The sequence below is a fragment of the Nocardioides sp. GXQ0305 genome (assembly GCF_050880345.1).
Classification (GTDB): Bacteria; Actinomycetota; Actinomycetes; order Propionibacteriales; family Nocardioidaceae; genus Nocardioides.
The window spans coordinates 549,050-572,097 of record NZ_JBNYXG010000001.1 but is presented as its reverse complement, the minus strand read 5'-3'; the positions used below and the strand labels follow the sequence as shown (position 1 = coordinate 572,097).

At 73.5% G+C, this 23,048-nt stretch carries 21 protein-coding genes; 2 read left to right on the top strand and 19 right to left on the bottom strand.

Annotated elements, in window-relative coordinates; translation table 11 throughout:
- Nucleotides 1-2 precede the first annotated feature (2 nt).
- The 11 genes from xylA to ACQ1X7_RS02760 all read right to left on the bottom strand — a co-directional run bounded on the left by xylA (nucleotide 3) and on the right by ACQ1X7_RS02760 (nucleotide 15,218).
- A complete protein-coding gene (gene xylA / locus ACQ1X7_RS02810) occupies nucleotides 3-1,160 on the bottom strand; it encodes a xylose isomerase (protein WP_432476626.1) in 1,158 nt (385 codons plus the stop codon).
- Nucleotides 1,157-2,332 (bottom strand): Gfo/Idh/MocA family protein, encoded by a 1,176-nt coding sequence (locus ACQ1X7_RS02805; RefSeq protein WP_432476625.1) that lies wholly within the window; start codon nucleotides 2,330-2,332, stop codon nucleotides 1,157-1,159. Before ACQ1X7_RS02805 ends, xylA begins: the two co-directional genes overlap by 4 nt.
- A gap of 73 nt (nucleotides 2,333-2,405) precedes the next feature.
- Nucleotides 2,406-3,461 carry a substrate-binding domain-containing protein gene (locus ACQ1X7_RS02800; protein WP_432476624.1) on the bottom strand — a complete coding sequence of 352 codons (1,056 nt, stop codon included), beginning with the start codon at nucleotides 3,459-3,461 and terminating at the stop codon, nucleotides 2,406-2,408.
- A gap of 53 nt (nucleotides 3,462-3,514) precedes the next feature.
- Entirely contained in the window at nucleotides 3,515-4,561 is a 1,047-nt protein-coding gene (locus tag ACQ1X7_RS02795; protein ID WP_432476623.1) for an ABC transporter permease, read from the bottom strand.
- Nucleotides 4,558-6,078 carry a sugar ABC transporter ATP-binding protein gene (locus ACQ1X7_RS02790; protein ID WP_432476622.1) on the bottom strand — a complete coding sequence of 507 codons (1,521 nt, stop codon included), beginning with the start codon at nucleotides 6,076-6,078 and terminating at the stop codon, nucleotides 4,558-4,560. Before ACQ1X7_RS02790 ends, ACQ1X7_RS02795 begins: the two co-directional genes overlap by 4 nt.
- Nucleotides 6,075-7,346 (bottom strand): ROK family protein, encoded by a 1,272-nt coding sequence (locus ACQ1X7_RS02785; RefSeq protein WP_432476621.1) that lies wholly within the window; start codon nucleotides 7,344-7,346, stop codon nucleotides 6,075-6,077. The genes ACQ1X7_RS02790 and ACQ1X7_RS02785 overlap by 4 nt, the downstream gene beginning before the upstream one ends.
- Before the next feature lie 203 nt (nucleotides 7,347-7,549).
- Nucleotides 7,550-9,676 (bottom strand): PQQ-dependent sugar dehydrogenase, encoded by a 2,127-nt coding sequence (locus ACQ1X7_RS02780; protein WP_432476620.1) that lies wholly within the window; start codon nucleotides 9,674-9,676, stop codon nucleotides 7,550-7,552.
- Between the two features lie 98 nt (nucleotides 9,677-9,774).
- Nucleotides 9,775-11,193, bottom strand: coding sequence for a xylulokinase (locus ACQ1X7_RS02775; RefSeq protein WP_432476619.1), 1,419 nt, complete (start codon nucleotides 11,191-11,193; stop codon nucleotides 9,775-9,777).
- The gene (locus ACQ1X7_RS02770; RefSeq protein WP_432476618.1) at nucleotides 11,190-12,398 is read right to left on the bottom strand and encodes an ROK family transcriptional regulator; all 1,209 of its coding nucleotides are present in this window, start codon (nucleotides 12,396-12,398) and stop codon (nucleotides 11,190-11,192) included. Before ACQ1X7_RS02770 ends, ACQ1X7_RS02775 begins: the two co-directional genes overlap by 4 nt.
- Before the next feature lie 66 nt (nucleotides 12,399-12,464).
- Entirely contained in the window at nucleotides 12,465-14,018 is a 1,554-nt protein-coding gene (gene hflX / locus ACQ1X7_RS02765) for a GTPase HflX (RefSeq protein ID WP_432476617.1), read from the bottom strand.
- 84 nt (nucleotides 14,019-14,102) lie between these two features.
- Nucleotides 14,103-15,218 carry a nucleotidyltransferase family protein gene (locus ACQ1X7_RS02760; protein ID WP_432476616.1) on the bottom strand — a complete coding sequence of 372 codons (1,116 nt, stop codon included), beginning with the start codon at nucleotides 15,216-15,218 and terminating at the stop codon, nucleotides 14,103-14,105.
- A 134-nt stretch (nucleotides 15,219-15,352) separates the two neighbouring features.
- Here ACQ1X7_RS02760 and ACQ1X7_RS02755 point away from each other — a divergent pair, with 134 nt between their 5' ends.
- Entirely contained in the window at nucleotides 15,353-16,102 is a 750-nt protein-coding gene (locus tag ACQ1X7_RS02755) for a PqqD family peptide modification chaperone (protein WP_432476615.1), read from the top strand.
- Nucleotides 16,103-16,111: 9 nt separating this feature from the next.
- On the opposite strand, the gene ACQ1X7_RS02750 is transcribed toward ACQ1X7_RS02755, so the two are convergent.
- Both ACQ1X7_RS02750 and ACQ1X7_RS02745 read right to left on the bottom strand, forming a co-directional pair.
- Nucleotides 16,112-16,729: a hypothetical protein gene (locus tag ACQ1X7_RS02750; RefSeq protein WP_432476614.1), complete on the bottom strand. Its 618-nt coding sequence runs from the start codon at nucleotides 16,727-16,729 to the stop codon at nucleotides 16,112-16,114.
- Entirely contained in the window at nucleotides 16,726-17,253 is a 528-nt protein-coding gene (locus tag ACQ1X7_RS02745) for a MauE/DoxX family redox-associated membrane protein (protein WP_432476613.1), read from the bottom strand. The genes ACQ1X7_RS02750 and ACQ1X7_RS02745 overlap by 4 nt, the downstream gene beginning before the upstream one ends.
- 127 nt (nucleotides 17,254-17,380) lie before the next feature.
- Between ACQ1X7_RS02745 and ACQ1X7_RS02740 the strand changes: the two genes are divergently transcribed.
- Complete coding sequence (locus ACQ1X7_RS02740) at nucleotides 17,381-18,244, top strand: hypothetical protein (protein ID WP_432476612.1); 864 nt, start codon at nucleotides 17,381-17,383, stop codon at nucleotides 18,242-18,244.
- A gap of 30 nt (nucleotides 18,245-18,274) precedes the next feature.
- Here ACQ1X7_RS02740 and ACQ1X7_RS02735 read toward each other — a convergent pair whose 3' ends face one another.
- The 6 genes from ACQ1X7_RS02735 to miaA form a co-directional block, all read right to left on the bottom strand.
- Complete coding sequence (locus tag ACQ1X7_RS02735; RefSeq protein ID WP_432476611.1) at nucleotides 18,275-19,051, bottom strand: SDR family NAD(P)-dependent oxidoreductase; 777 nt, start codon at nucleotides 19,049-19,051, stop codon at nucleotides 18,275-18,277.
- A gap of 32 nt (nucleotides 19,052-19,083) precedes the next feature.
- Nucleotides 19,084-19,863 (bottom strand): diaminopimelate epimerase, encoded by a 780-nt coding sequence (gene dapF / locus ACQ1X7_RS02730; RefSeq protein ID WP_432476610.1) that lies wholly within the window; start codon nucleotides 19,861-19,863, stop codon nucleotides 19,084-19,086.
- Nucleotides 19,856-20,509, bottom strand: coding sequence for a pyridoxamine 5'-phosphate oxidase family protein (locus tag ACQ1X7_RS02725; protein WP_432476609.1), 654 nt, complete (start codon nucleotides 20,507-20,509; stop codon nucleotides 19,856-19,858). The genes dapF and ACQ1X7_RS02725 overlap by 8 nt, the downstream gene beginning before the upstream one ends.
- Nucleotides 20,510-20,530: 21 nt before the next feature.
- The gene (locus ACQ1X7_RS02720) at nucleotides 20,531-21,088 is read right to left on the bottom strand and encodes a dihydrofolate reductase family protein (protein ID WP_432476608.1); all 558 of its coding nucleotides are present in this window, start codon (nucleotides 21,086-21,088) and stop codon (nucleotides 20,531-20,533) included.
- On the bottom strand, nucleotides 21,085-22,017 hold the full coding sequence (locus tag ACQ1X7_RS02715) for a helix-turn-helix domain-containing protein (protein WP_432476607.1): 933 nt from the start codon (nucleotides 22,015-22,017) through the stop codon (nucleotides 21,085-21,087). The genes ACQ1X7_RS02720 and ACQ1X7_RS02715 overlap by 4 nt, the downstream gene beginning before the upstream one ends.
- A 107-nt stretch (nucleotides 22,018-22,124) precedes the next feature.
- On the bottom strand, nucleotides 22,125-23,027 hold the full coding sequence (miaA, locus tag ACQ1X7_RS02710; protein ID WP_432476606.1) for a tRNA (adenosine(37)-N6)-dimethylallyltransferase MiaA: 903 nt from the start codon (nucleotides 23,025-23,027) through the stop codon (nucleotides 22,125-22,127).
- Nucleotides 23,028-23,048: the final 21 nt, after the last annotated feature.

The following is a 23,048-nucleotide window of genomic DNA, read 5'->3' as shown; positions in this document are numbered from 1 at the left end:
CGTCAGCGCACCCCCATCAGGTGCTCGAGAGCGAGCTGGTCGAGCCGTTCCTGCCCGGTGCTGCGCATGGCCAGCGCGTCGAGGTCGTACGACGCCGCGCGGACGTCGGCGAGCGTCTCGCCCCCGGCGACGGTCGGGGTGGACAGCTCCGGGACCTCGGCGGCGGCCAGCGCCTCCGCCACGGCGGGGTCGGCGCGGAACGCCGCGGCGCGCTCCTTCAGCACGAGGTAGTTGCGCATGCAGGCCCGGGCGGACTCCCACACGCCGTCGGAGGCCTCGGCCCGCGGCGGCTTGAAGTCGAAGTGCCGGTAGCCGCCGTAGCGGGGACCGGCCCCGCCCTCGAGGGTGTCGACGGTCCAGAAGGCGCCGCGCAGGTTGCCGGCGCCGAAGCGGAGGTCCTGGTCGAAGCGGGGGCCGTGCTGCCCGTTGAGGTCGACGTGGAACAGCTTGTCGTGCCAGAGCGCCTGGGAGAGGCCGTGGGCGAAGTTGAGCCCGGCCATCTCCTCGTGCCCGACCTCCGGGTTGAGCCCGACCATCTCAGGGTGTGCGAGGTTCCCGATGAACGCGAGCGCGTGGCCGATCGTCGGGAGCAGGATGTCGCCGCGGGGCTCGTTCGGCTTCGGCTCGATCGCGAACCGGATGTCGTAGCCCTGCTCCAGGGCGTAGGCGCACAGCGCGTTCAGGCCCTCGGCGTAGCGGTCGAGGGCGGCGTGGACGGCCTTGCCGGCGCCGTGCTCGGCGCCCTCCCGGCCGCCCCACAGCACGAAGGTCTTCGCACCGAGCTCGGCCGCGAGGTCGAGGTTGCGGAGCGCCTTGGCCAGGGCCAACCTCCGGACCGAGCGGTTGTTGGCGGTGAAGGCGCCCTCCTTGAACACCGGGTGGCCGAACAGGTTGGTCGTGACCATCTCGACGCCGAGCCCGGTGGCGTCGAGCGCCTCCCGGAACCGCTCCAGGGTGCGGGCCCGGGTCGCGTCGTCGGGAACCAGGTCGTCGTCGTGGAAGGTGACCGCGGCGGCGCCCAGCTCGGCCAGCCGCTCCGTGGCCTCGACCGGGTCCAGCGGGGCGCGGGACGCCGGTCCGAAGACGTCGACGCCCTGCCAGCCGACGGTCCAGAGGCCGAAGGAGAACTGGTCCTCGCGGCGCGGGGTGTAGTCGTTCATGTCGGGATCTCCTGCCAGGCACGGGTGTCGGAGCTGGACTCGACTGCGGCGAGCACCCGCTGCACCTGCAGTCCGTCCGCGAAGCTGGGCGCGGGCTCGGTGCCCTCGCCGAGGGCGGTGACGAGGTCGACCACCTGGTGGGTGAAGCCGTGCTCGTAGCCGAGCCCGTGACCCGGTGGCCACCAGCCCCCGATCCACGCGTGGCCCGGCTCGGTGACCACGATCCGCCGGAAGCCGGCCTCCTCGTCCGGGAGGGTCGCGTCGTGGAAGTGCAGGACGTTCATGTCCTCGAAGTCGAAGGCCACGCTGCCGAGCGACCCGTTCACCTCGATCCGGATCGCGTTCTTGCGACCGGTCGCGAACCGGGTCGCCTCGTAGACCCCGAGCGCACCCCCGGAGAACCGCGCCAGGAACACCGCAGCGTCGTCGACGGTCACCGGACCCCGCTCGGGGCCACCGGCCGCGGTCAGCCCGCTGGAGCCGGTGGCCACCGGGCGCTCCTTGACGAAGGTCTCCAGCTGTCCGGACACCTCGTGGATCGTGTCTCCGACGATGTGCTGGGTCAGGTCGACCACGTGGGCCCCGATGTCGCCGAGCGCGCCCGAACCGGCCCGGGCCTTGTCCAGCCGCCACGACAGCGGCGCCTCGGGGTCCACGAGCCAGTCCTGGAGGTACTGCGCCCGCACGTGCCGCACCTCCCCCAGCCGGCCCTCGGCGACCAGCCGTCGGGCCAGCGCGATGGCCGGGACCCGCCGGTAGGTGAACCCGACCATCGCCCGTACGCCGTCCGCCGCGGCCCGGTCCGCGGCGGCGGCCATCGCCTCCGCCTCCGCCACCGTGTTGGCCAGCGGCTTCTCGCACAGGACGTGCTTGCCGGCCTCCAGCGCGGCGATCGCGATCTCGGCGTGGGTGTCGCCGGGGGTGCAGACGTCCACGAGGTCGATGTCGTCGCGGGCGACGACCTCCTGCCAGGACGTCGAGCTGCCGTCCCACCCCATCCGCTCGGCGGCCTCGGCCACCCGGTCGGGGTCGCGGCCGCAGACCACCCTCATCCGCGGATGGAGGGGCAGGTCGAAGAAGCGGTGCGCGCTGCGCCAGGCATGGGAGTGGACCGCTCCCATGAAGGCGTAGCCGATCATCCCCACCCCGAGGGTGGCCTGCTGGTCGGTCATCTGACTCGGTCCTCGCTCTGGTGGTGTCCCCCTGCGCCCGTCGGGCGCAGGGGGCCGGTCGTCGGGAAGTGCCTCAGGACGGGAAGCAGAGGTCGGCGTACTCCTCGACGTTGTCCGCGGTCACCACCGGCGCGTCGAGGACGACCCGCTTGGGCACCTCGGGCTGCACCAGGTCGGACATGCCCTTGTCCTGGGCGATCAGCCGGGCGAGCCGGACGCCGTCGGCGGCCTGGGTCGGCGGGTAGATGACGGTGGCCTCCATCTCGCCGTTCTCGATCCACTCCATCGCGTTGCACGAGCCGGCGCCGCCGATGAAGAAGAACTCGTCACGGTTCGCGTTGTCGAACGCGGCCTTCACGCCCACGCCCTGGTCGTCGTCGTGGTTCCAGATGATGTCGATCTGGTCCTCGGCCTGGAGCAGGTTCGAGGCCTGCTCCTCGCCGGACTCCACCGTGAACTCGGCAGCCACCCGGTTGTCGACCTCCTCGTTGCAGCCCTCGAGCGCGTCCGCGAAGCCCTCCGAACGGTCCTGGGTCAGCGGCAGCGAGTCGATGCCGGCGATCTCGGCGATGACCGGGTCCTGGATGTCGTTCTCCTCGATCAGCCCGCACGCGTAGGTACCGGCGGAGACGCCCATGCCGTAGTTGTCGCCCAGGACGGTGGTCCGGGCGGCGAAGGGCGAGGAGAACTCGCGGTCGACGTTGACCACCGGGATGCCGGCCTCCATCGCCTGGGTGGCGACGTCGGTGAGGGCGGCGCCGTCGGTCGGGAGCAGCACGATCGCATCGACGTCGTTGTTGATGAACGTCTCGACCTGGGCGATCTGCTGGCTCGCGTCGTTGGTCCCCTCGGCGGCCTGGAAGTCGATGTCGTCGTAGCTCTCGGCCTCCTCGATGGCGCTGCTGTTGATCGCGGCCAGCCAGCCGTGGTCGGCCGCAGGGCCGGAGAACCCGATGGTCACGGTCTCGCCGGTGTCGTCATTGGAGCTGGAGGCGTTCGAGGTGTCACCGTCGTCGCCGGAGGACTCCGGCTCGTTGCTGGTACAGCCGGCGAGGACGGTGCAGGCGGCGGCGACCGCAGCCGTACCCATCAGCATCCGGCGCCGGAACGGGAGCTTGCGTGCGGACATTTCATCTCCTTGGTGGTGGTGTCGGACCGGACGGTCGCGGTGAGGGTCGGGTGTCACGATGAGTCGGCGCGCCGCGCGAGGCGCTGCTGGAGCAGGACGGCGAGGACGATGATGACCCCCTTGGCCACCGCCTGCGCCGAGCTGGACAGGTTGTTCTGGGTGAAGACGTTGGACAGCGTGGTGAAGATCAGCACGCCGAACACGGTGCCGACGATCGTGCCGCGGCCGCCGGAGAGCAGGGTGCCGCCGATCACCACCGCGGCGATCGCGTCGAGCTCGTAGAGGGTTCCGTGGGTGGAGGACCCGGTGGTCGTCCGGGCCGTGATCATCAGGGCGGCGATGGCGCAGCAGAGGCCGACCACGACGTAGAGCAGGACGGTGTGCCGCTTGACGTTGATGCCGGCCAGCCGCGCCGCCTCGGGGTTGCCGCCGACCGCGAGCGTGCGACGTCCGAAGGTGGTGCGGTTGAGCACCACCCAGCCGATCACGGCCACGAGCGCGAAGATCAGCACCAGCACGGGGATGCCGAGCACGTCGGCGCCGAAGAAGTCGGTGAACCCGTCGACCGTGACGATCTGAGTACGGCGCTGCGCGATGATCTCGGCCAGTCCGCGGGCGGCGGCGAGCATCGCCAGCGTGGCGATGAACGGGACCACGTTGCCGTAGGCCACCAGCACCCCGTTGACCAGGCCGCACCCGACGCCCACGGCCAGCGCCGTGAGCACCATGACCAGCCAGTGGGTGTCCTCGGCCATCGTCTGGGTGGCGAGCGTGGTCGCCCACACCGAGGCCAGGGCGACGATCGCCCCGACGGACAGGTCGATGCCGCCGCCGGTGATCACGAAGGTCATGCCGATGCTGACCACGCCGATGACCGAGGCCAGCCGCAGGATGGTCAGCACGTTCGCGCTGCTGGCGAACTGGTCGCCCGCCGTGATCACTCCTGCCAGGCACAGCAGGGCCAGCGCGATGACCAACCCCAGGTTGCGCCCCGCGCCGGTGCGCATCAGGGCCATCGGGCCGCGGTCCCGCGGGGTCTCCTGCGCCGCCTGCTCCACGCGGGCGGTGTCGCTGGAGACGCCGGTGCTGCTGTCGCTCATGCCACGCTTCCTTCCATCACGAGGTCCAGGACCCTGGACTCGTCGAGCTCGGTCGCAGGTGCCTCGTGCACCACGACGCCTTCGCGGACCACCAGGACCCGGTCGGCCAGGCCGAGGACCTCCTCGACCTCGCTGGAGACGACCACGATGGCGACCCCGGAGTCGGCGAGGGTCCGGATCAGGGTGTAGATCTCGGTGCGGGCGCCGACGTCGACGCCGCGGGTGGGCTCGTCGAGGATCAGCACCTTGCACTCGCGCAGCAGCCAGCGGGCCAGCAGCACCTTCTGCTGGTTGCCGCCGGAGAGCGTGCGCACCTCGCGGCCCACCCCGGTGGGGCGTACGTCGAGCGACGTCGCCAGCACCTCGGCGCGTTGCTTCTCGGCGGCGCTGTTGAGGAAGCCCCCGCGGGAGAACCTGCGCATCGAGGAGACGGTGATGTTGCGGTAGACCGCCTGGTCGAGCAGCAGCCCCTGGCTCTTGCGCTCCTCGGGGCACAGGCCGACGCCGGCCGCGACGGCCTGCTGCACCGAGCCGCGGCGCAGCTTCTGCCCGGCGACGGTGACCGTGCCGCTCGACGCCCTGCGGGCGCCGTACAGGGTCTCGACGATCTCGGAGCGACCCGCCCCGACCAGGCCCGCGAGGCCGACGACCTCGCCGGCGTGGACGGTCAGGTCGACGTCGCTGAAGACGCCCGCGAGGGAGAGGCCCCGCACCTCGAGGGCGACGTCGCCGCGGTCGCGGGGGGTGGTGGGCCGGGGCGGGAAGACGTACTCGATCGAGCGCCCGGTCATCAGCTGGATCAGCCGCGACGTCGGGGTGTCCTCGACCGGGAGGCCGGTGGCGACCGTGCGGCCGTCCTTGAGGACCGTGATCCGGTCGCCGATCTCCCGGATCTCCTCGAGCCGGTGGGAGATGTAGACCACCGCGACGCCCTCGGAGGTCAGGCCGCGGATCACCCGGAACAGGTTGCGGACCTCCTCCTGGTCGAGCACCGCCGACGGCTCGTCGAGGATCAGCAGCCGGGTGTCGTGGGAGAGCGCCCGGGCCATGCTGACGATCTGCTGCGCCGCCGGTGAGAGCCGGCCGACCGCGCGCGTCGGCGAGATCTCGCCGTGGCCGAGCCGCTGGAGGAGCTCGCGGGCCCGCTGGTTCGCCAGGGAGCGCTGGGAGAGACCCGCCCGGGACACCTCGTGGCCCAGGAAGATGTTCTCGGCGACGCTCAGGTCGGGGACCAGGTCGAGCTCCTGGTAGATCGTGGAGATCCCGAGCTTCATGGCGGACACGGGGGTCGGGAGCGACACCTCCCTGCCGTCCCAGGTGATGGTGCCCTCGTCGGGCTGGTAGGAGGCCGACAGCACCTTGATCAGGGTCGACTTGCCGGCGCCGTTCTGGCCGAGCAGGCAGTGCACCTCGCCCCGGCGGACGTCGAGGTCCACCCCGCCGAGCGCCAGCACGCCGGGGAAGCGCTTGACGATGCCGCTCATCTGCAGCATCGCGTCGTCGGGTCGGTCGGTCATCGAGCGGCTCCGTTCAGGACAGGTGCTCCGGGCACGGCCGTGGGGTCGGTGAAGACCGACTCGAGGGCGACCAGCGCACCACCGCGTACGGCGGCGGTGGGGCCGAGCGTCGACAGCACCACCCGGGTGCGGCCGGCGTGCGGGGCGAGCACGCCCGCGTGCAGCTGCTCCTCGACGACGGGCTGCAGCCAGGCGCCGAGCGAGGCGAAGTAGCCGCTCAGCACGACCACGCCCGGGTCGAGGGTGTTGACCAGGCCGGCGGCACCCCTGCCGAGCCAGCTGCCGACGGTCTGCAGGGCCGCCAGCGTGCGCGTGTCGTCACGGCGGGCCCGGTCGGCGATCTCGTCGAGGCGGTGCTCCAGCGCGAGCGACGGGTCCCGCACGGGGTCGTCGGGATCGGTGGCGGCGTCGAGCAGGGCGTGCAGCCCGATCACGCTCTCCCAGCAGCCGACGCGGCCGCAGCCGCAGGGGCGCCCCTGGGGGTCGACGATCATGTGCCCGAGCTCGCCGGCCCAGCCGTGCCGGCCACGCAGCAGCCGGCCGTCGGCGACGACCCCTCCACCGACCCCGACCTCGCCGAACAGCACGACCATGTCGGACCGGTCGGGGTCGACCGGGTCGATCTCGGCGATCGCGGCGAGGTTGGCCTCGTTGTCGAGCACCACGGGGAGCCCGCGTACGCCGGCCGCACCCAGCTGGTCCTCGAGCATCGCGGCGACCGGCTGGTCGCGCCAGTCCAGGTTGGGCGCGAGCCGCACCACCTGGGTGTGGGCGTCGACGATCCCGGCGACCCCCACGGTGACCCCGCTCGGGGCGACTCCCTGGTCCCCAACCTCGCCGAGGATCTCCACGAGGAGCGCGCAGAGCTCGGCGACCACGGCGGCCGGCCCCAGGGTCCGGCCGTCCAGCCCGCGTCGGGACTCCGCGATCACGGTGCCGGTCAGGTCGACGGCGAGGGCGGCCACGTGGTCGACGTTGATCTCGGCGCCGATGCCGCAGACCCGCTTCCCGACCAGCTCCACGGAGGTGCCGGGTCGACCGACCGCTCCGCGCTCACGGGCGCCGCGACGGACCAGGCCCAGCTCCTCGAGGTCTCCCACGAGGCTGGAGGCCGAGGCCCGGGTCAGGCCCAGCTCTGCGGCCAGCCGCGACCGCGACCGGGGGCCGTGGTCGCGCAGGGACCGCAGCACCAGCCCGAGGTGGGCCCGGCGCAGGTCTGCCTGGTCGGCAGCCGCGCTGACCCGCAGCGGTGGGTCGGTCTGGTGCACGTGGGACCTCGGAGGCCAGGTGACGGCAGTCACAGGTTTGTCGTCGTGGCGCACAAACTAGTGAGGAATGACCCCGGCCCACAAGCCCCTCAGGCCGAAATCCGCAAACTTTCTTGATGACTTTGCAAAGTCACTGGACAAAGTGGGCGGTGGGAGGGCACCCACCCGTCAGGCAGGTGCCCTCCTGGAGGCCGGGTGGCGGCTCAGCCGGTCGGCTCGAGCACCACCTGGTCGGTCCCGGTCAGCGGCGGTACGTCGCCCTCACCGGGGTCGGTGTACTCCGCGACGAAGACCGCGCTGAGGTCGTCCTCCGCGGGGTCGTGCCCCTCGGGAACCGTGGTGACGAGGCTGCCCGTGCACCCGGTGGCCGTGGACTGCGGGTGGCCGTGGGTGTCGTGGCCGAGCACGTAGGTCACCGTGACCTGGTCGCAGTCGACCGGCTGGTCGTCGGTCACCTGGACCTCGTAGGCCACCGTGTCGCCGAACTGGAAGGGCTGGCCCTCCACCGGCGCGACCAGGGTCACCACCGGCGTCTCGTTCCCGACGACGACGTCCACGTCGGCCGACGCGTGCCGACCCCGGTCCGGGCCGCCACGATCGGTCACCGTCAGCGTCGCCCGGTAGGCCCCGGGCTCGGTGTAGGTGAAGGTCGGGTTCGGCTGCCGGGAGTCGAACTCACCGTCACCCTCGAAGTCCCACCGGTAGCGCAGCTGGTCACCCTCGGGATCGGTGGTGCCCTCACTGGAGAAGCTGACCGTCAGCGGCTCCGAGCCCGTGGTCGGGTCGGCCGAGACCACCGGCAGCGGACTGCGGTTGCCGCCCTCGCCGATGAAGTCGATCCGGGACAGCTGGGCGTCGGGGTTCTCCGCGAAGTAGCCGTCGCCGTACTCCAGGACGTAGAGCGCACCGTTCGGCCCGAACTCCATGTCCATCGGGTTGTCGGTCACGATCGAGTCGACGACCGGCTCGATCCCGACGAGCTCGCCGGCCCGGTCGAGGAGCATCGCCTTCACGTAGTCGCGGGTCCACTCGTAGAACAGCGGGATCCCGTCGTAGTACGCCGGCCACGCGACCGGCTGCCGCTGGCGCTTGTTCTTCTTCGCGTAGTCGTAGGCCGGACCCGCCATCGGGCCGATGCCCCCGGCCTCGAGCTCGGGGAACTCCGCCGAGACGCCGTAGCTGTACCAGACGTCGGGCTGCTGCACGGGCGGCAGCTCGGTCAGGCCGGTGTTGTGGGGCGACTCGTTGACCGGGTTGGCGCAGTCGAACTCCTCGCCGGACTCCTCGGTGGCGAAGTCGTAGTCGACGTACGGCAGCTCGGCGGTCGCGCAGTACGGCCAGCCGTAGTTGCCCGCCTCGCGCACGACGGTCCACTTGCCGTGCCCGGCCGGACCGCGTGCGGGGTCAGGCGCGTTGGCGTCGGGCGAGTAGTCGGCGACGAACAGGTCGTCGGTGCGTGGGTCGAGCTCGATGCGGAACGGGTTGCGCAGCCCCATCGCGTAGATCTCGGGGCGGGTCCGGTCCGTCCCGGGAGCGAACAGGTTGCCCTCGGGGATCGTGTAACCGCCACCGTCCTGGGGCGTGATCCTGAGGATCTTGCCGCGCAGGTCGTTGGTGTTGGCCGAGCTGCGCTGCGCGTCGAAGGCCGGGTTGACCTCCGGCCGCTCGTCGATGGGGGCGTAGCCGTCGGACGAGAACGGGTTGGTGTCGTCGCCGGTCGACAGCAGCAGGTTGCCGTCGCTGTCGAAGACGATGTCGCCACCGACGTGGCAGCAGATGCCACGGTCGACGGGGACGTCGATGATCTGCTGCTCGGTGCCGGTGTCGATCCGGCCGTCGACCAGCTCGAACCGCGAGAGGCGGATCACGCCCTCGAACGGCGCGAAGTCAGCGGGGGTGCCGGTGGTCGGCGCGTCACCCTCGTTGACGTCCGGGGTGCTCGGGTCGTCGACGGGGGTGTCCTGCGGCGGCGAGTAGTAGAGGTAGACCCACCGGTTGCTCCGGCCGTTGTAGCCGGGATCGAGGGCGATGCTCTGCAGGCCCTCCTCGTCGTGGCGGTAGACGTCGATCGAGCCGATCTTCTGGTTGACGCCCGTGCGGGCGTCGTTGCGCCAGATGTCTCCCACGCGGGTCGTGTGGAGCACGTCGTTGTCGGGAAGCACGGCGAGGTCCATCGGCTCGCCGGGCCGGTCGTTGAGGGTGACCTTCTGGAAGGCCGTGTCGGGCGGCGGAGCAACCGCGGGTGCAGCCTGGCCGGAGACGGCCAGGGGAAGGGTGAGGAGGCCCGGGACCAGGGTGGCCGCGGCGCCCCCGAGGGCGATTCTGCGCACGATCCATCTCCTTTGTGACTCGCCGTCGGGACGGGCGAGTGCTCGCGAACCTACGGTGTGACGCAGGTCACGTCAACCAGCCTTCGATCTTTGGCAGGTCAGTTTCGAAAGTGGCGGAGGGCGCGGTCCCGGGCGGCGGCGTACTGCTCCCGGACGTGGGGCGTGGGGTCGGCCTCGACCCGGTGGGTCGCCGCGAGCGTCCACCCCGGTACGCCGGAGGCGGGGTCCAAGGCCCAGGCGGCCTGCCGGGCCGCCCCGTCGGCGACGTACTCCCCCGGCTCGGGCACGTCCACCGGCATGCCGAGCACGGAGGGCGCGATCTCGCGGACCGCCCGCGAGGACGCGGCCCCGCCCACGAGGAGCAGCCGGCGCGGCTCGGCGCCGTGGGCCACCAGGGCGTCGAGCCCGTCGGCGAGCCCGCAGAGCATCCCCTCGACGGCGGCCCGCGCCAGGTGGGCCGGGGTCGCGGTGTCCAGGGCGAGGCCCTCGACCGTGCCCGTGGCGTCGGGCACGTCAGGGGTCCGCTCCCCCTCCAGCCACGGCACCACCACCAGCCCGCCGGACCCGGGCGGCGCCGACAGCGCGAGCTCGGCGAGGCGCCCGTGGTCGACGCCGAGGACCCGGGCGGTGGCGTCCAGCACGCGGGCGGCGTTCAGGGTGGCGACCAGGGGCAGGTGGCGGCCGGTGGCGTCGGCGAAGCCGGCCACGATCCCGGTCGGGTCGGCCGCGGCCACCTCGGCGACCGCCGTCACCACCCCGGACGTGCCGAGCGAGACGACCACGTCGCCGGGTCCGGCCGCGAGGCCGAGCGCGGCGGCCGCGTTGTCACCGGCCCCGGCGCCGAGCAGGGCACCCGTGGCGGCCGTGGCCCCGGAGTCGGCCGGCCCGATCACGCGCGGCACGGCCGGCTCGGACCCGAGGGCCAGCCGCAGCAGGTCTCCGCGGTAGTGGCCGGTGGCAGCGGACCAGTAGCCGGTGCCGCTCGCGTCGCTGCGGTCGGTCGTGAGACCGGCGAGGTCCGCGGAGCCGGCGAGTCGCCAGGTCAGCCAGTCGTGCGGCAGGCACACCGCGCTCGTACGGGCGGCCGCCTCGGGCTCGTTGCGGGCGAGCCAGCGCAGCTTGGTCACGGTGAACGAGGCCACCGGCACCAGACCGACGGCCTCCGCCCAGGCGGTCCGTCCCTGCTCGCCCTCGCCGAGGTCGGCGATCAGGTCGGTCGCGTCGGGGGCCGACCGGGTGTCGTTCCAGAGCAGGGCCGGCCGGACGACGGCCCCGGCATCGTCGAGGCAGACCATGCCGTGCTGCTGGCCGGCGACGCTGACGGCAGCGACGTCCTCGAGACCGCCGGCCTGCTCGGCCGCCTCCTGCAGCGCCCGCCACCACGCCTCCGGGTCGACCTCGGTGCCGTCGGGGTGGCGTGCCCGTCCCTCTCGCACCAGCGCGCCGGTGTCCGCGTCGCGGACGACGACCTTGCAGGACTGGGTCGAGGAGTCGACCCCCGCGACGAGTCGTGTCATGCGCGCTCACCGGCGAGCGGTGCGTAGACCGACGAGCTGATCAGTCGTGCGGCGCCGATCACCCCGCCCTCGTCCCCGAGCTCGCTCAGCACGATCGGCAGGTTGCCCGTGGCCAGCGGGAGCGAGCGCCGGTAGGTGACGCCGCGGATCTCGGCCAGCAGCGCGTGCCCCAGGCCGGTCACCCGGCCGCCGATCACGATCAGCCCGGGGTTGAAGAACGACACCAGGCTGGCCAGCACCTGGCCGACCCGGTGGCCGCTGTCGCGGATGAGCTGGACCGCCTGCGCGTCGCCCTGGGCGACGGCGGCCCCGATGTCGGCGGCGGTCAGCTCGCCGCGCTGCTCCAGGATCTCGGCGAGGATCGGCGACCGCCCGGCCCGGGCGGCGGCGGTCGCGTCCCGCGCCAGCGCGGCTCCGCCGGAGAAGGCCTCCAGGCAGCCGGTGTTGCCGCAGGCACAGGTCGGGCCGAACTCCTCGACGCGGATGTGCCCGATGTCGCCGGCGCACCCGTCGACGCCCCGGTAGAGCTCGCCGTCGACGACGATGCCGCAGCCGATGCCGGTCCCGATCTTGACGAAGAGGAAGTCGCGCGCGCTGCGGGCGACCCCGGCGTGCTGCTCCCCCGCCGCCAGCACGTTGACGTCGTTGTCGAGCACCACCGAGCACCCCAGCTCGCGCGCGACGGCGTCGCGCACCGGGTAGCCGTCCCACCCGGGCATGATCGGCGGCGACACCGAGACGCCACGGTGGAAGTCGACCGGCCCGGGCACGCCGATGCCCGCGCCCAGCGGCTTCACGCCCCCGCACTCCTCGAGGACGCTGCGCGCCTCCTCGATGGCCGCCGCCAGCACCGCCTCGGGTCCGGTCCGGATGTCGCACTCGATCTGGCGGCTGCCGAGCACGGCGAGCCGGCCGTCGGTCACCCCGACCGAGAGACCGGTCGCGCCGATCGAGATCCCCACGAAGCGCAGGTCGGGAGCCAGGTCGACCATGGTGGAGCGCCGCCCGCCGCGCGAGGCGGCCGGGCCGACCTCCTGGGCGAGGCCCAGCTCAGCGAGCCGGGTGACCTCGGCGGCGATGGTGGTGCGGGAGACGTCGAGCCGGTCGGCGAGCTGGACGCGCGAGAGCGGGCCCTCGTCACGCAGCTGGGCCAGGACGCGGGCCTGCATCGCGTTCTCGGCGCGCCCCGCCAACGAGTGCAACACGCAGGAATCCTCGCACGTCGGTGCCCGGGCGTCCCGCGAGCAGGCGTCGCACCCGGGCGCGACGCGTCAGAGCGCGTACGCCGCCAGCTCGCCGGCCAGGTCGGCGTTCGCGCGGCCGGACACGCGGGTGCCGTCGGCCGTGTGCTCCATCGACTCGATCTCGCCGTGCCGGTGGAGCCGGTCGATCAGGTCACCGCGGGCGTAGGGCAGCAGCGCCTCGAACTCGACGCTGGGCCGGGGCAGCTCGGCCTCGACGGCCAGCAGTGCCTCGGCGATGCCCTCGCCGGTCCGCGCGCTGACCACCACGCTGTGCGGCTCGCGCGCCTGCAGCCGGGCCAGCACCATCGGGTCGGCCAGGTCGGCCTTGTTGATCACCACGAGCTCCGGCACGTCACCCGCGCCGATCTCGGCGAAGACCTCGCGGACCGCCGCGAGCTGGCCCTCGGGGTCGGGGTGGGCGCCGTCGACGACGTGGAGCACCAGGTCGGCGTCGGCCACCTCCTCCAGCGTCGAGCGGAACGCCTCGACCAGCTGGTGGGGCAGGTGCCGCACGAAGCCGACGGTGTCGCTCATCGTGTAGACCCTGCCGTCGGCGGTCGTCGTACGGCGGGTGGTCGGGTCGAGGGTCGCGAACAGCGCGTCCTCGACCAGCACCCCGGCGTCGGTGAGCCGGTTGAGCAGGCTGGACTTACCGGCGTTCGTGTAGCCGGCGATGGAGACGCTGGGGATGTGGTTGCGGCGACGGGTGGCGCGCTTGGTGTCGCGGGTCCCCTTCATCTCCTTGAGCTCGCGGCGGAGCTTGGCGATCTTGGTGTTGATCCGGCGCCGGTCGGTCTCGATCTTGGTCTCACCGGGACCGCGGCCACCGATGCCGCCCCCGTCGGCGCCGACCCGGCCCCCGGCCTGGCGGGAGAGCTGGCCGCCCCAGCCACGGAGCCGCTGCTTCATGTAGCTGAGCTGGGCGAGCTCGACCTGGGCCTGGCCCTCCTTGGACTTCGCGTGCTGGGCGAAGATGTCGAGGATCAGCGCGGTCCGGTCGACGACCTTGACCTTGAGCCGGTCCTCGAGGTTGCGCAGCTGGCTGGGCGCCAGCTCGCCGTCGCAGATCACGGTGTCGGCGCCGGTGGCCTGCACGATCTCGCCGATGGCGTCGACCTTGCCGCGGCCGACGTAGGTCGCCGGGTCCGGCTTGGTCCGCCGCTGGTAGACGTTGTCGAGCACCTCGGAGCCGGCGGTCTCGGCGAGCAGCGCCAGCTCGGCCATGGAGTTCTCGGCGTCGCGGTCGGTCCCCTCGGTCCAGACACCGACGAGCACCACGCGCTCCAGGCGGAGCTGGCGGTACTCGACCTCGGTGATGTCCTCGAGCTCGGTGCGCAGGCCGGCGACCCGGCGGAGCTGGTGGCGCTCGGCCAGGTCCTGCTCGCCGGTGGTCAGGTCGTCGAGGTCCTCGGGGTCGTCGGCGTACCCGCTCCGGAACTCGTCGTCCCAGTCGGCGGTCTCGGCGAGTGGTTCCTGAGGAGGGCGCGCAGCGCCCGTCTCGAAGGGCTCGGCGTCGAGGTGGTCCCTGAGGAGCGCGTCCTGCGCGCGTCTCGAAGGGATGAAGTCGTGTGCGTTCGTCATGTGCCTCTCAGGGTACGAAGGGCGGTCGCCCTGCGCGACCGCTTATCGGAGAACCAGCCCGGCGCCCGGTCGATTCCCGGTCCGTCAGCGGCGTCCGGTCCTCACCCGACGGGTGTCCCGGGCCACCCGGCGCGCGCCGCGGAACAGCCGACCCACGCGCGACCCACCGGTGGCCCGGGCGTGCTGTCGGTCGGGCAGCGCCAGCATCCGCGCGTAGGCGACCCGATCGCGCCACCCCGGCAGCACGGTCAAGCCGGCGACCGCCTTGGCGGCGTACGACGTGCCGCGACCGTAGACCCCCAGCAGCCGCTCCTCGCGGCGGGTCGGGACCCGCCCGCGGGCCCAGGCGAGCAGCGGACCCTCCTCGGTGAGCCCGAGTGCGTCCCAGGTCTCGACGACCGCACGCGCGAGCACCACCTCGGCCGACCAGTGGGCCGCCAGCCGACGCAGCCGGGCCGGGTCGTGCGCGCCGTACAGCAGCATCTCGGCGACGTCACGGTAGGGCTGCACACGGCGGGTGTTGTTGCCGATGACCGCGTGGTAGCAGGCGTGCAGGTAGCGCTGCTCGGTGTCGAGCGCGTGGAGCTCGCGGCCGCCGAGCTCGAAGCACGCCGGGTGCTCCCAGAGCTCCTCGAGCCGCACCATCATCCCGAACGGGCCCATCGCGAAGGTGCGGTGGACGTCGAGCTCGCACGTTTCGGGACCGACCAGCGTCGCGCCCTTGCCGAACCGGGCGTCGAAGCCGGGTCCGAGCCCCGCGGACGGACGCACGTAGCCGTGGTCGAGCAGCGCCGCGACCCCCTCGGCGAACTGGCCGGTGGGCAGCAGGATGTCGACGTCGCCGAACGCCCGCGCCTGCGGGTCGGCGTAGTCGAGGTGCGCGACCGCGGTGCCCTTGAGGACCACGACCGGGACGCCGGCGGCGCCGAGCACGTCGTGGATCCGGAGCAGGCCCGCCTCGAGCCTGACGACGTGCGCCATCGCCGCGACGTGCTCCTCCTCCAGCTCCTGACGCTGCTCGTCGGTCAGGACGAGGGCCCCGGCGTCGGCCGCCGCGGACGCCGGGCCGGTCAGCCGCTCGATGCGGACCGCCGACCGGAGCCGACGCCACTCCTGGCCGCTGGGGGGCTCGTCGGGCAGCGCGACCGTCGTCGGCAGGCCGTGCGCCGCGAGGCCGAGCAGCAGGCGCCGTACGTCCATGGACCCTCCCGGCCCGCCAACTTATCCCAGCGGTGCGGCAGATCGGATCCTCCGAAGGGGGGTCGCGACCCCGGGATCGGGTCTACCCTGTGCTCCTGCGCCTCGGGGCATGGGGACGACGGCGGGGGGACGAGATGGACGAGCTGGACCTGCAAGCGGCGGATCGTGGGGAGATCCCGGCGAGCGAGGTGGGCCCGGACTCGGCGCCGCAGCTGCGCAGCGGGGTGGGGTCCGCGTTCCTCGAGGGCGAGGGGGTGCTGCTCGACCCGGACTCGGGCGCCAGCCACGTCCTCGACCGGCCCGCCGCCCTGGTCACGCGGTTCCTCGACGGCGAGTCGACGCTCGGCGAGATCGCGTTCGACATCGCCGACGTGCTGGGCGCCGAGCGCACGCAGGTGGAGGGCGACGTCGTGGCGCTGGCCCGCACCCTCGGTGAGCAGGGCCTGCTCGAGGGGGTCGCCCGCGACCCGCACGCAGGCCACCTGCACCTGTCGGGGCCCGACGGCGTCCCGCCGGGCGCGGACCTCGCGGCGTGGGCCGGGTGGTCCGACCTTCCCGCCGCTCCGACGCTCCTCGTCAGCTGGGGCACCCGCTGCGGCTTCTGCACCAGGATCGTGCCCGACCTGGCGGAGCTGTCACCACGGCTGCGTGACGTCGGCGTCCACCTGGTCCTGGTCACGACCGGCACCAGGAGGTCGCTGCGCTCCCAGGTCGGCGACGCCGGCCTCACGGCCGTGCACGTGTCCGCGGTGCCCGACTTCTTCCAGGGGCTGGGGACGCCGGTGGCCTACCTCGTGGGCGCCGACCGCACTGTCACCGAGCCGCTCGCCCACGGGGCCTACCAGGTCCCCGACCTCGCACGCCGGCTGGCGGACGGGCGCTGACCCGACCGCTCAGGTAGCCGAGCGGGCGATCCGGACCAGGTCCTCCCAGGTGGCGACGCTGCCCTCGGCGGCGACCGACCCAGGGGCGGCCGAGACGACCATGACGTACGGCGACCCCGGCACCTCGTAGTCGTCCCACGCCTCGCTCGACAGCACCACCGGCACCTCGGCTGTCGCGAGCGAGCGGACCAGGCCCGCGTCCTCCTGGGTGGCGTCCCTGGTGACCACGACCGGGACCACCCCCGGCGCCCCGGACGCCAGTGCGCCGTCGCGGAGCCGCTCCCAGAGGCCGACGCAGATGTCGCAGCTGGTGGACAGGAACGCCAGCAGCGTCGGCTGCGCGGTGGCCTCCAGCGGGATCACGGTCGGCTCGCCCTCGGGGTCGGTGCCGCGCACGTCGACGGCGTCGCCCTCGAGGTCCGCGGGCGTGGTCGGGGTCGGTGCGCTCTCCGGGGCCTGCGTCGGCGGGGCGGTGGCCGGCTCCCCGGTGAGCCGGTCCCGGCGGTCGACCCGGCGCTCGAGGAGCTCCAGCCGGCGCGCGGCCGCGGACAGCGCCCGGCCCTGGGCGGCGACGACCACGGCCAGCAGGGCGACCGCCACCACCAGCCCCACCTCGAGCACGCTCACCGGGTGGCCCCCCGGAGCACGGGCGCGGCCACCCGCGGCAGCCGCGCCATCACGAGGTAGACCAGCCCGGCGACGGTGAGCGCGAGGAGGGCGGTGACCAGTGCCGTCCCGGGTTCGTCTGCGGCGAGCGCGGGCCACGACGTCGTCGGGCCCAGGGCGACGGCGACGGCCGAGGCCGCCAGGCCCAGGTCGAGCGCCACGTGGAGGGGCGAGGGTGGCGCGTCGGTGCCGTTGAAGCACCCGCACGACTCCAGGTCGCCCCGCAGCAGACCCCGGGTGACCACGGCTGCGAACCCGAGGTAGGCGACCGCGACGGCCGTCGCGGGAACCGGCCCGCCCACGAGGAGCGCTGTCACGCCGACGACGGTCTCGGCGAGCCCCAGCAGCCGGACGACGGTGGCCGACGACGGCAGTCCGGCCTGCTCGGCCGCCCGTCGGGTGGGGGCGGGGTCGAGCAGCTTGGGGACGCCCGCCACGACCAGCAGCACCGCCGCGGCGGCGTACGGCACGAACAGCGCGCTCACGGGCACACAGTAGTGGGGGCGGCGGTCGCGACCGCTGCGTCCGCGACACCACGGAGTGGCCGCGCACGCCCGGCCGTGTGGAAGCATCGGACGTGGCCGGGCCGTCGGACGGGCCGCAGGGGGCGACATGACCGAGCACGTGGTTCAGGGCGAGCCGCGGTACGTCGCCGCTCCGACGACGTGCGGCAGCGAGTTCGACGACATCGCGTGGACCGGGACCCTCGCGGTGCACCTCCACGACGACCTCCACGTCGGCATCAGGTTCAGCGACGAGGGCGTCCGGGCCCACGTGGCGGCGGCGCTCGGCGACCGGGTGCGCGACCATGCGGACGCGCCGCCGGCGTACTCGGTGCGACTCGGGAGGCCGGGGCGGCGCAAGGCTGCTCCGCTCCACCACCTCTACCACGGCGGTCGGCCGGTGCTCGGCACCCGCGACCTCGGGCGGCTGCTCGGTGGTCTCGCCCGCCACCTCAGCCCGCTGCTCGAGTCCGTGCCCGGGCTGGGCGTCGACGCGGTGCCGGTCGGCACCCCGCGGGGTGTGCTGCTGGTCCCGGCGGGCGTGCCCGGGCTCACCGGGTCGGTCGACCGGCTGCTGGTCCCCGCGGGCCTCACCTTCGCCGACGTGCCGCGGTCGGTGCTGCACCCCGAGGAGGGGGCCGTCGAGGTGCCCGCCCCGCTCGTGGAGATCACGGCGACCCCCGACGAGCTGGCGAGGCTCGGCCCGTCCGTCACCGAGGACCGGCTCCCGGCCGGTCGTCATGTCATCGCGGGGTGGCTCGTGCCGGTGGCCGCCGACCACGTCGGGCCGCTCACCGGGGCCGCCGCCGTCGGCCACGCCGCCCGGCAACTGGCGGCGCCCTTCCCGGGCGGCGCCCAGGCCGCGCTCGACGGCGTGGTCGCGCTGGTCGAGCGGGTGCCGGTGACCGGCGTCTCCTGGGCGACGCCCGACGAGCTGGTGAGCCAGGTGCGCGACGCCGGGCTCGCCGGATGACAGGCAGCTGCCCCGGCCGGTGGGGCAGCGCTACTTCGGAGGCATCCGGATCCCACCGTCGACCCGGATCGTCTCGGCGTTCATGTAGGAGTTGGTGAGGCACTCCAGCACCATCGAGGCGAGCTCGTCGGGGGTGCCGAGCCGCTTGGGGTACAGCACTGAGGCACCCAGCTGCTCCTTGAACGCCGCGGGGTCCTCGGCGAAGTCGTAGATCGGGGTCTCGACCAGGCCCGGGGCCACCGTGTTGTAGCGGATCCCGGCGGCGGAGAGGTCGCGGGCCACCGGCAGGGTGAGGCCCACCAGGCCGCCCTTCGACGCGGCGTACGCCGCCTGCCCGATCTGGCCGTCGAACGCCGCCACGGAGGCGATGGTGACGATCGACCCGCGGTCGCCCGACTCCGTGGGCTCGAGCCGCGACATCTGCGACGCCGCGTACCGGGCCACGTCGAAGGAGCCGACCAGGTTGATCGCGATCACCTTCTTGAACGCGTCGAGGTCGTGGGCCGAGCCGTACTCGCCGTCGCGGCCGATGGTGCGCTGCGCCCAGCCGATGCCGGCGGAGTTGACCAGCACCCGCAGCGGCCCGAGCGCGGCTGCCCGGTCGACGGCTTCGCGGACCTGATCGGTGTCGGTGACGTCGACGGCGGCGAACTCGCCGCCGATCTCGGCGGCCAGCGCCTCGCCCTTGTCGACCTGCAGGTCGGCGACCACGACCCGCGCGCCACGCTCGGCGAGACGCCGGGCGACCGCGGCGCCGATGCCCGAGGCTCCGCCGGTGACCATCGCTGCTGCTCCGGTGATGTCCATGCGGAGGACGTTATCGGCGCCGGGTCACTCGCTCAGAGCGAGGTCGTCCCCTCGGCGACGATCACGGCGGGGCCCGTGAGCAGCACCCGACCCGCCTCGGTCCAGGTGACCGACAGGGTGCCGCCCGGGACGTCGACCCGGTAGGTCGTGCCCGGCCCGCGGCCCTCGGAGGTCGCCGTGGCGACCGCCGCCGCGCACGCGCCCGTGCCGCACGACCGGGTCTCGCCGGAGCCGCGCTCGTGCACCCGCATCGCGACGTGCCCCTCGCCGCGACGTACGACGAACTCGACGTTGACGCCGTCCGGGTAGAGGGACGCGTCGTGATCGGGCGGCGCCAGCAGCGGCCCGGCGTCGGCCAGGTCGTCGACGAACGCGACGGCGTGCGGGTTGCCGGTGTCGACGTGGGTGGCCGGCCACGAGCGGCCCTCGATGCCGACCTTGGTCTCGCCCAGCACCTGCGCCTCGCCGAGGTCGGCGGTGATCCGGCCGTGGTCGTCGACGGTGAGCGTCTTGACCCCGTCGCGGGTGCCGATCTCCATCGGGAAGGGCTCGCCCTCGCGGTCGTGGAGGTGCCTGGCGTACACCCGGATGCCGTTGCCGCACATCTCGCTGACCGAGCCGTCGGAGTTCAGGTAGTCCATGAACCAGCGGCCGTCGTCCCCCCGCGCCGCGCGGATGACACCGTCGCCGCCGATCCCGGCCCGGCGGTCGCACAGGGCCCGCACTCGCTCGGGAGCCAGCTCCGCGCCGGCCGGCACGATCACGAAGTCGTTCTCGGTGCCGTGCCCCTTCCAGAACCGCAGGTCAGCCATACAGGCCCCGTGCGTAGTTCTCGGGCCGGTAGTAGTCGTCGAGCTGGTCGACCGTCATCCCGGCGGGCTCGACCTCGGCCGCGACCACGGCGCGACGCGGCACGACGCCCTCGGGGTCCCAGGTCTCGGGCTTCCACAGCCCGGAGCGCAGGAACGCCTTCGCACAGTGGAAGAACAGCTCCTCGATCTGGACCACGACCGCGAGCACCGGCCGGTGGCCCTTGACGACCATCTCGTCGAAGAACGGCGCGTCGCTGACCAGGCGGGCCCGACCGTTGACCCGGAGCGTGTCGCCGCGGCCGGGGATCAGGAAGTTCAGCCCCACGTGCGGGTTGTCGAGGATGTTGCGGTAGCCGTCGGCGCGCCGGTTGCCGGGCCGTTCGGCGATCGCGATGGTCCGCTCGTCGATGACGTGCACGAGGCGGCCGGCGGGATCACCCTTGGGCGAGGCGTCGCAGCTGCCGTCGGTACCGGCCGTCGCCATCACGCAGAACGGCGAGGCCGACAGCCAGGCCCGGTCGACGTCGAGCAGGGCGGGGCGGGCCTTGGTGGCGGCCCGCTCGCCGGGTTCGCCGAGCAGGGCGACGAGCTCGTCGGCGTGGGCGATCTCGGTCCAGGCGGCGGTGCGGTCGGGCGTGGTGGTCACGCCCTCAGGGTAGTTGCTCCCTCAGATCGGGCCGGGGTCGTCGGGTCCGCGCTCCAGCGGCCCGACGACGTCGAAGGTGAGGCAGGCGAAGTCGCCGTTCCGGGCGAACTCGACCAGGCGCAGGTCGAACGGGCGCGGGAACAGCGGCCGACCGGCACCGAGGGTCACCGGCGCGACGCTCAGCATCATCCGGTCGAGCAGGCCCGCCTCGGCGAACTGCGCCGCGAGGTCTCCCCCGCCCACGACCCACACGTCCTTCCCGGCAGCGGCCGCCACCATCTCCTCGTGGACCGGCCGGACGTCGCCGCGCACGAACCGGACGTCGCCCTCGACCTTGGGCAGGTCGCGGGTCGTGAACACCCACGACGGCTGCTCGTAGGCCCAGCCGTCGGACAGGTGCGGCAGCACCCACTCGTAGGTCGTCGAGCCCATGCAGACCGCACCGATCCCGGTGATGAACTCCTCGTAGGAGTGGGCGCCCTTGGGGTCCTGGTCCTGCTTGAACAGCCAGTGCAGCGAGTCCTCCTCGTCGGCGAGGTAGCCGTCGAGGGTGGTGGCGGTGTAGTAGACGGTCGTCATGACGGCTGCTCCTGCCCGTGCCGGCTGCGCAGCCAGTCGATGGGGTCGCCGCTGCCGACCTCGACGTCCAGCTCGCCGAGCATCGCCCGGACCAGCCCCCGCCGCTGGGCGGCGAAGGTGAGGACGTGGGCCACGATCGACCCGAGCACGAAGCTCTCCGGGGGATCGCACAGCGCGTCGACGATCCGGTCGTCCCACGCGTCGCGGCGTTCCATGTCACGCAGCATCGCCAGCCACCGCGCGGCCGCCGCCTCGTGCCGCTCGAGCAGGCCGGCGGGGTCGTCGCGCCGGTCCTCGGGGAAGTCCTCACCGAGGATCGCCGCCAGCCACACCTCCTTGGTGAAGACCTGGTGCTCGAGGATCTCGACGACGGACTCGTCCGTGCCGTCGAACCAGAGCACCCGCTGCCCCGGCCGCGTCCGGCGCCGGTAGGCGTCCTCGGGCAGTCCCTTGGCCGCGTCGATCAGCGCGGCGGTGTCGTCGAGGTCGTGGTGGACGAGGTGGTCGAGCGGTCCGCTCATGGTGCGCTCCCCGGTGTGGACCCACAGCGAGGTGGGTGGGTGGAAGTGGATGCCGTTGGGTGCGGGCAGCCAGGGGTCGCCCCCAGTACCCGCGTCCGTGACCTCGCTCGGGAGCCGGCCGTACGCGCGCGAGAAGGCCCGGCTGAAGCCCTCGACGGACTCGTAGCCCGCCGCGAACGCCGCGTCGGTCACCGACGTCCCCTGGCGCAGCTGCCAGGCGGCGCGCTCCAGCATCACCCGGCGCTTCATCGCCACCGGCGGCTCGCCTGCGTCGCGCGAGAGCCGGCGGGTGAAGTGGTACGGCGACGCGAACGCGCCGCCGGCCATGTCTCCGAGCGTCCGGTGCTCGTCGTCGAGCACCGCGTCCAGCAGCTCACGGAGCCGGTCGCGCCCCCCGATCTCGGTCATGGGTCCATCCTGCTCCGTCCCGCGCGGTGTGCGCCCGACCGTTCTTGCGGTACTCCAGTGGCAGTTGGCCCCTCGTGACGGCGTGCCGGGGGCCGTTTGTCACTGAACTACCGGAAGTTCTCCACAGCGGCCACCGCGAGGTCGACCCGGGAGGGGTCGTCGTGGTCGACCCAGGTGATCCGGGGGTCCTTGCGCCACCACGACTCCTGGCGGCGGGCGAACCGGCGGGTCGCGGCGGTGGTCCGCTCGACGGCCTCCTCGAGGGTGAGCTCGCCGGCGAGGTGGGCGGCGGCCTCGCGGTAGCCGATCGCCGTGGCCGCGGTGGGTCCGAGGGAGCCGAGCCGGGCCACCTCGTCGACCAGGCCGTCGTCGTACATCCTGCGCACCCGGGCGGCGATCCGCTCGTCCAGCGTCGGCCGGTCGATCGCGACGCCGACCTGCACGGTCAGCGGGTCGACGTACTCCAGCCGCGGCAGCGAGGCGGTGAACGAGCGCCCGGTCAGCTCGACCACCTCCAGCGCCCGCACGATCCGCCGCGCGTTGTCGGGCAGGATCCGGGCCGCCGCTTCCGGGTCGACCTCCGACAGCCGGTCGTGCATCGCCGCCACGCCGACCTCGGCCAGCTCGCCCTCGAGGCGCCGGCGCAGCGCCGGGTCGGTCCCGGGGAACTCGAAGCGGTCGAGCACCGCGCGCGTGTAGAGCGCCGAGCCCCCCACGAGCACGGGAACGACGCCCCGCCCGCGCAGCGACGCGACCACCGCCCGCGCCTCGGTCTGGAACTCGGCCACGCTCACCGCCTCCGCCGGGTCATGGGTGTCCAGCAGGTGGTGGGCGATGCCGCGTCGCTCGACGGGCGGCAGCTTGGCGGTCCCGACGTCCATGCCCCGGTAGACCTGCATCGCGTCGGTGTTGACGACCTCGCCGCCCAGCCGCTCCGCGAGGTCGAGGGACAGGCCGGTCTTGCCGGCAGCGGTGGCCCCCACGACTGCCACGATCGGGACTCGACCCATGTCGCTAGTCTGGCAACAACG

Coding starts and splice junctions, on each gene's coding strand:
- xylA (WP_432476626.1), bottom strand. CDS start 1,160: ATGAACGACTACACCCCGCGCCGCGAGGACCAGTTCTCCTTCGGCCTC.
- ACQ1X7_RS02755 (WP_432476615.1), top strand. CDS start 15,353: ATGGACGAGCTGGACCTGCAAGCGGCGGATCGTGGGGAGATCCCGGCG.
- ACQ1X7_RS02740 (WP_432476612.1), top strand. CDS start 17,381: ATGACCGAGCACGTGGTTCAGGGCGAGCCGCGGTACGTCGCCGCTCCG.
- ACQ1X7_RS02735 (WP_432476611.1), bottom strand. CDS start 19,051: ATGGACATCACCGGAGCAGCAGCGATGGTCACCGGCGGAGCCTCGGGC.
- ACQ1X7_RS02720 (WP_432476608.1), bottom strand. CDS start 21,088: ATGACGACCGTCTACTACACCGCCACCACCCTCGACGGCTACCTCGCC.
- ACQ1X7_RS02760 (WP_432476616.1), bottom strand. CDS start 15,218: ATGGACGTACGGCGCCTGCTGCTCGGCCTCGCGGCGCACGGCCTGCCG.
- ACQ1X7_RS02715 (WP_432476607.1), bottom strand. CDS start 22,017: ATGACCGAGATCGGGGGGCGCGACCGGCTCCGTGAGCTGCTGGACGCG.
- miaA (WP_432476606.1), bottom strand. CDS start 23,027: ATGGGTCGAGTCCCGATCGTGGCAGTCGTGGGGGCCACCGCTGCCGGC.
- dapF (WP_432476610.1), bottom strand. CDS start 19,863: ATGGCTGACCTGCGGTTCTGGAAGGGGCACGGCACCGAGAACGACTTC.
- ACQ1X7_RS02800 (WP_432476624.1), bottom strand. CDS start 3,461: ATGTCCGCACGCAAGCTCCCGTTCCGGCGCCGGATGCTGATGGGTACG.
- ACQ1X7_RS02805 (WP_432476625.1), bottom strand. CDS start 2,332: ATGACCGACCAGCAGGCCACCCTCGGGGTGGGGATGATCGGCTACGCC.
- hflX (WP_432476617.1), bottom strand. CDS start 14,018: ATGACGAACGCACACGACTTCATCCCTTCGAGACGCGCGCAGGACGCG.
- ACQ1X7_RS02775 (WP_432476619.1), bottom strand. CDS start 11,193: ATGACACGACTCGTCGCGGGGGTCGACTCCTCGACCCAGTCCTGCAAG.
- ACQ1X7_RS02795 (WP_432476623.1), bottom strand. CDS start 4,561: ATGAGCGACAGCAGCACCGGCGTCTCCAGCGACACCGCCCGCGTGGAG.
- ACQ1X7_RS02790 (WP_432476622.1), bottom strand. CDS start 6,078: ATGACCGACCGACCCGACGACGCGATGCTGCAGATGAGCGGCATCGTC.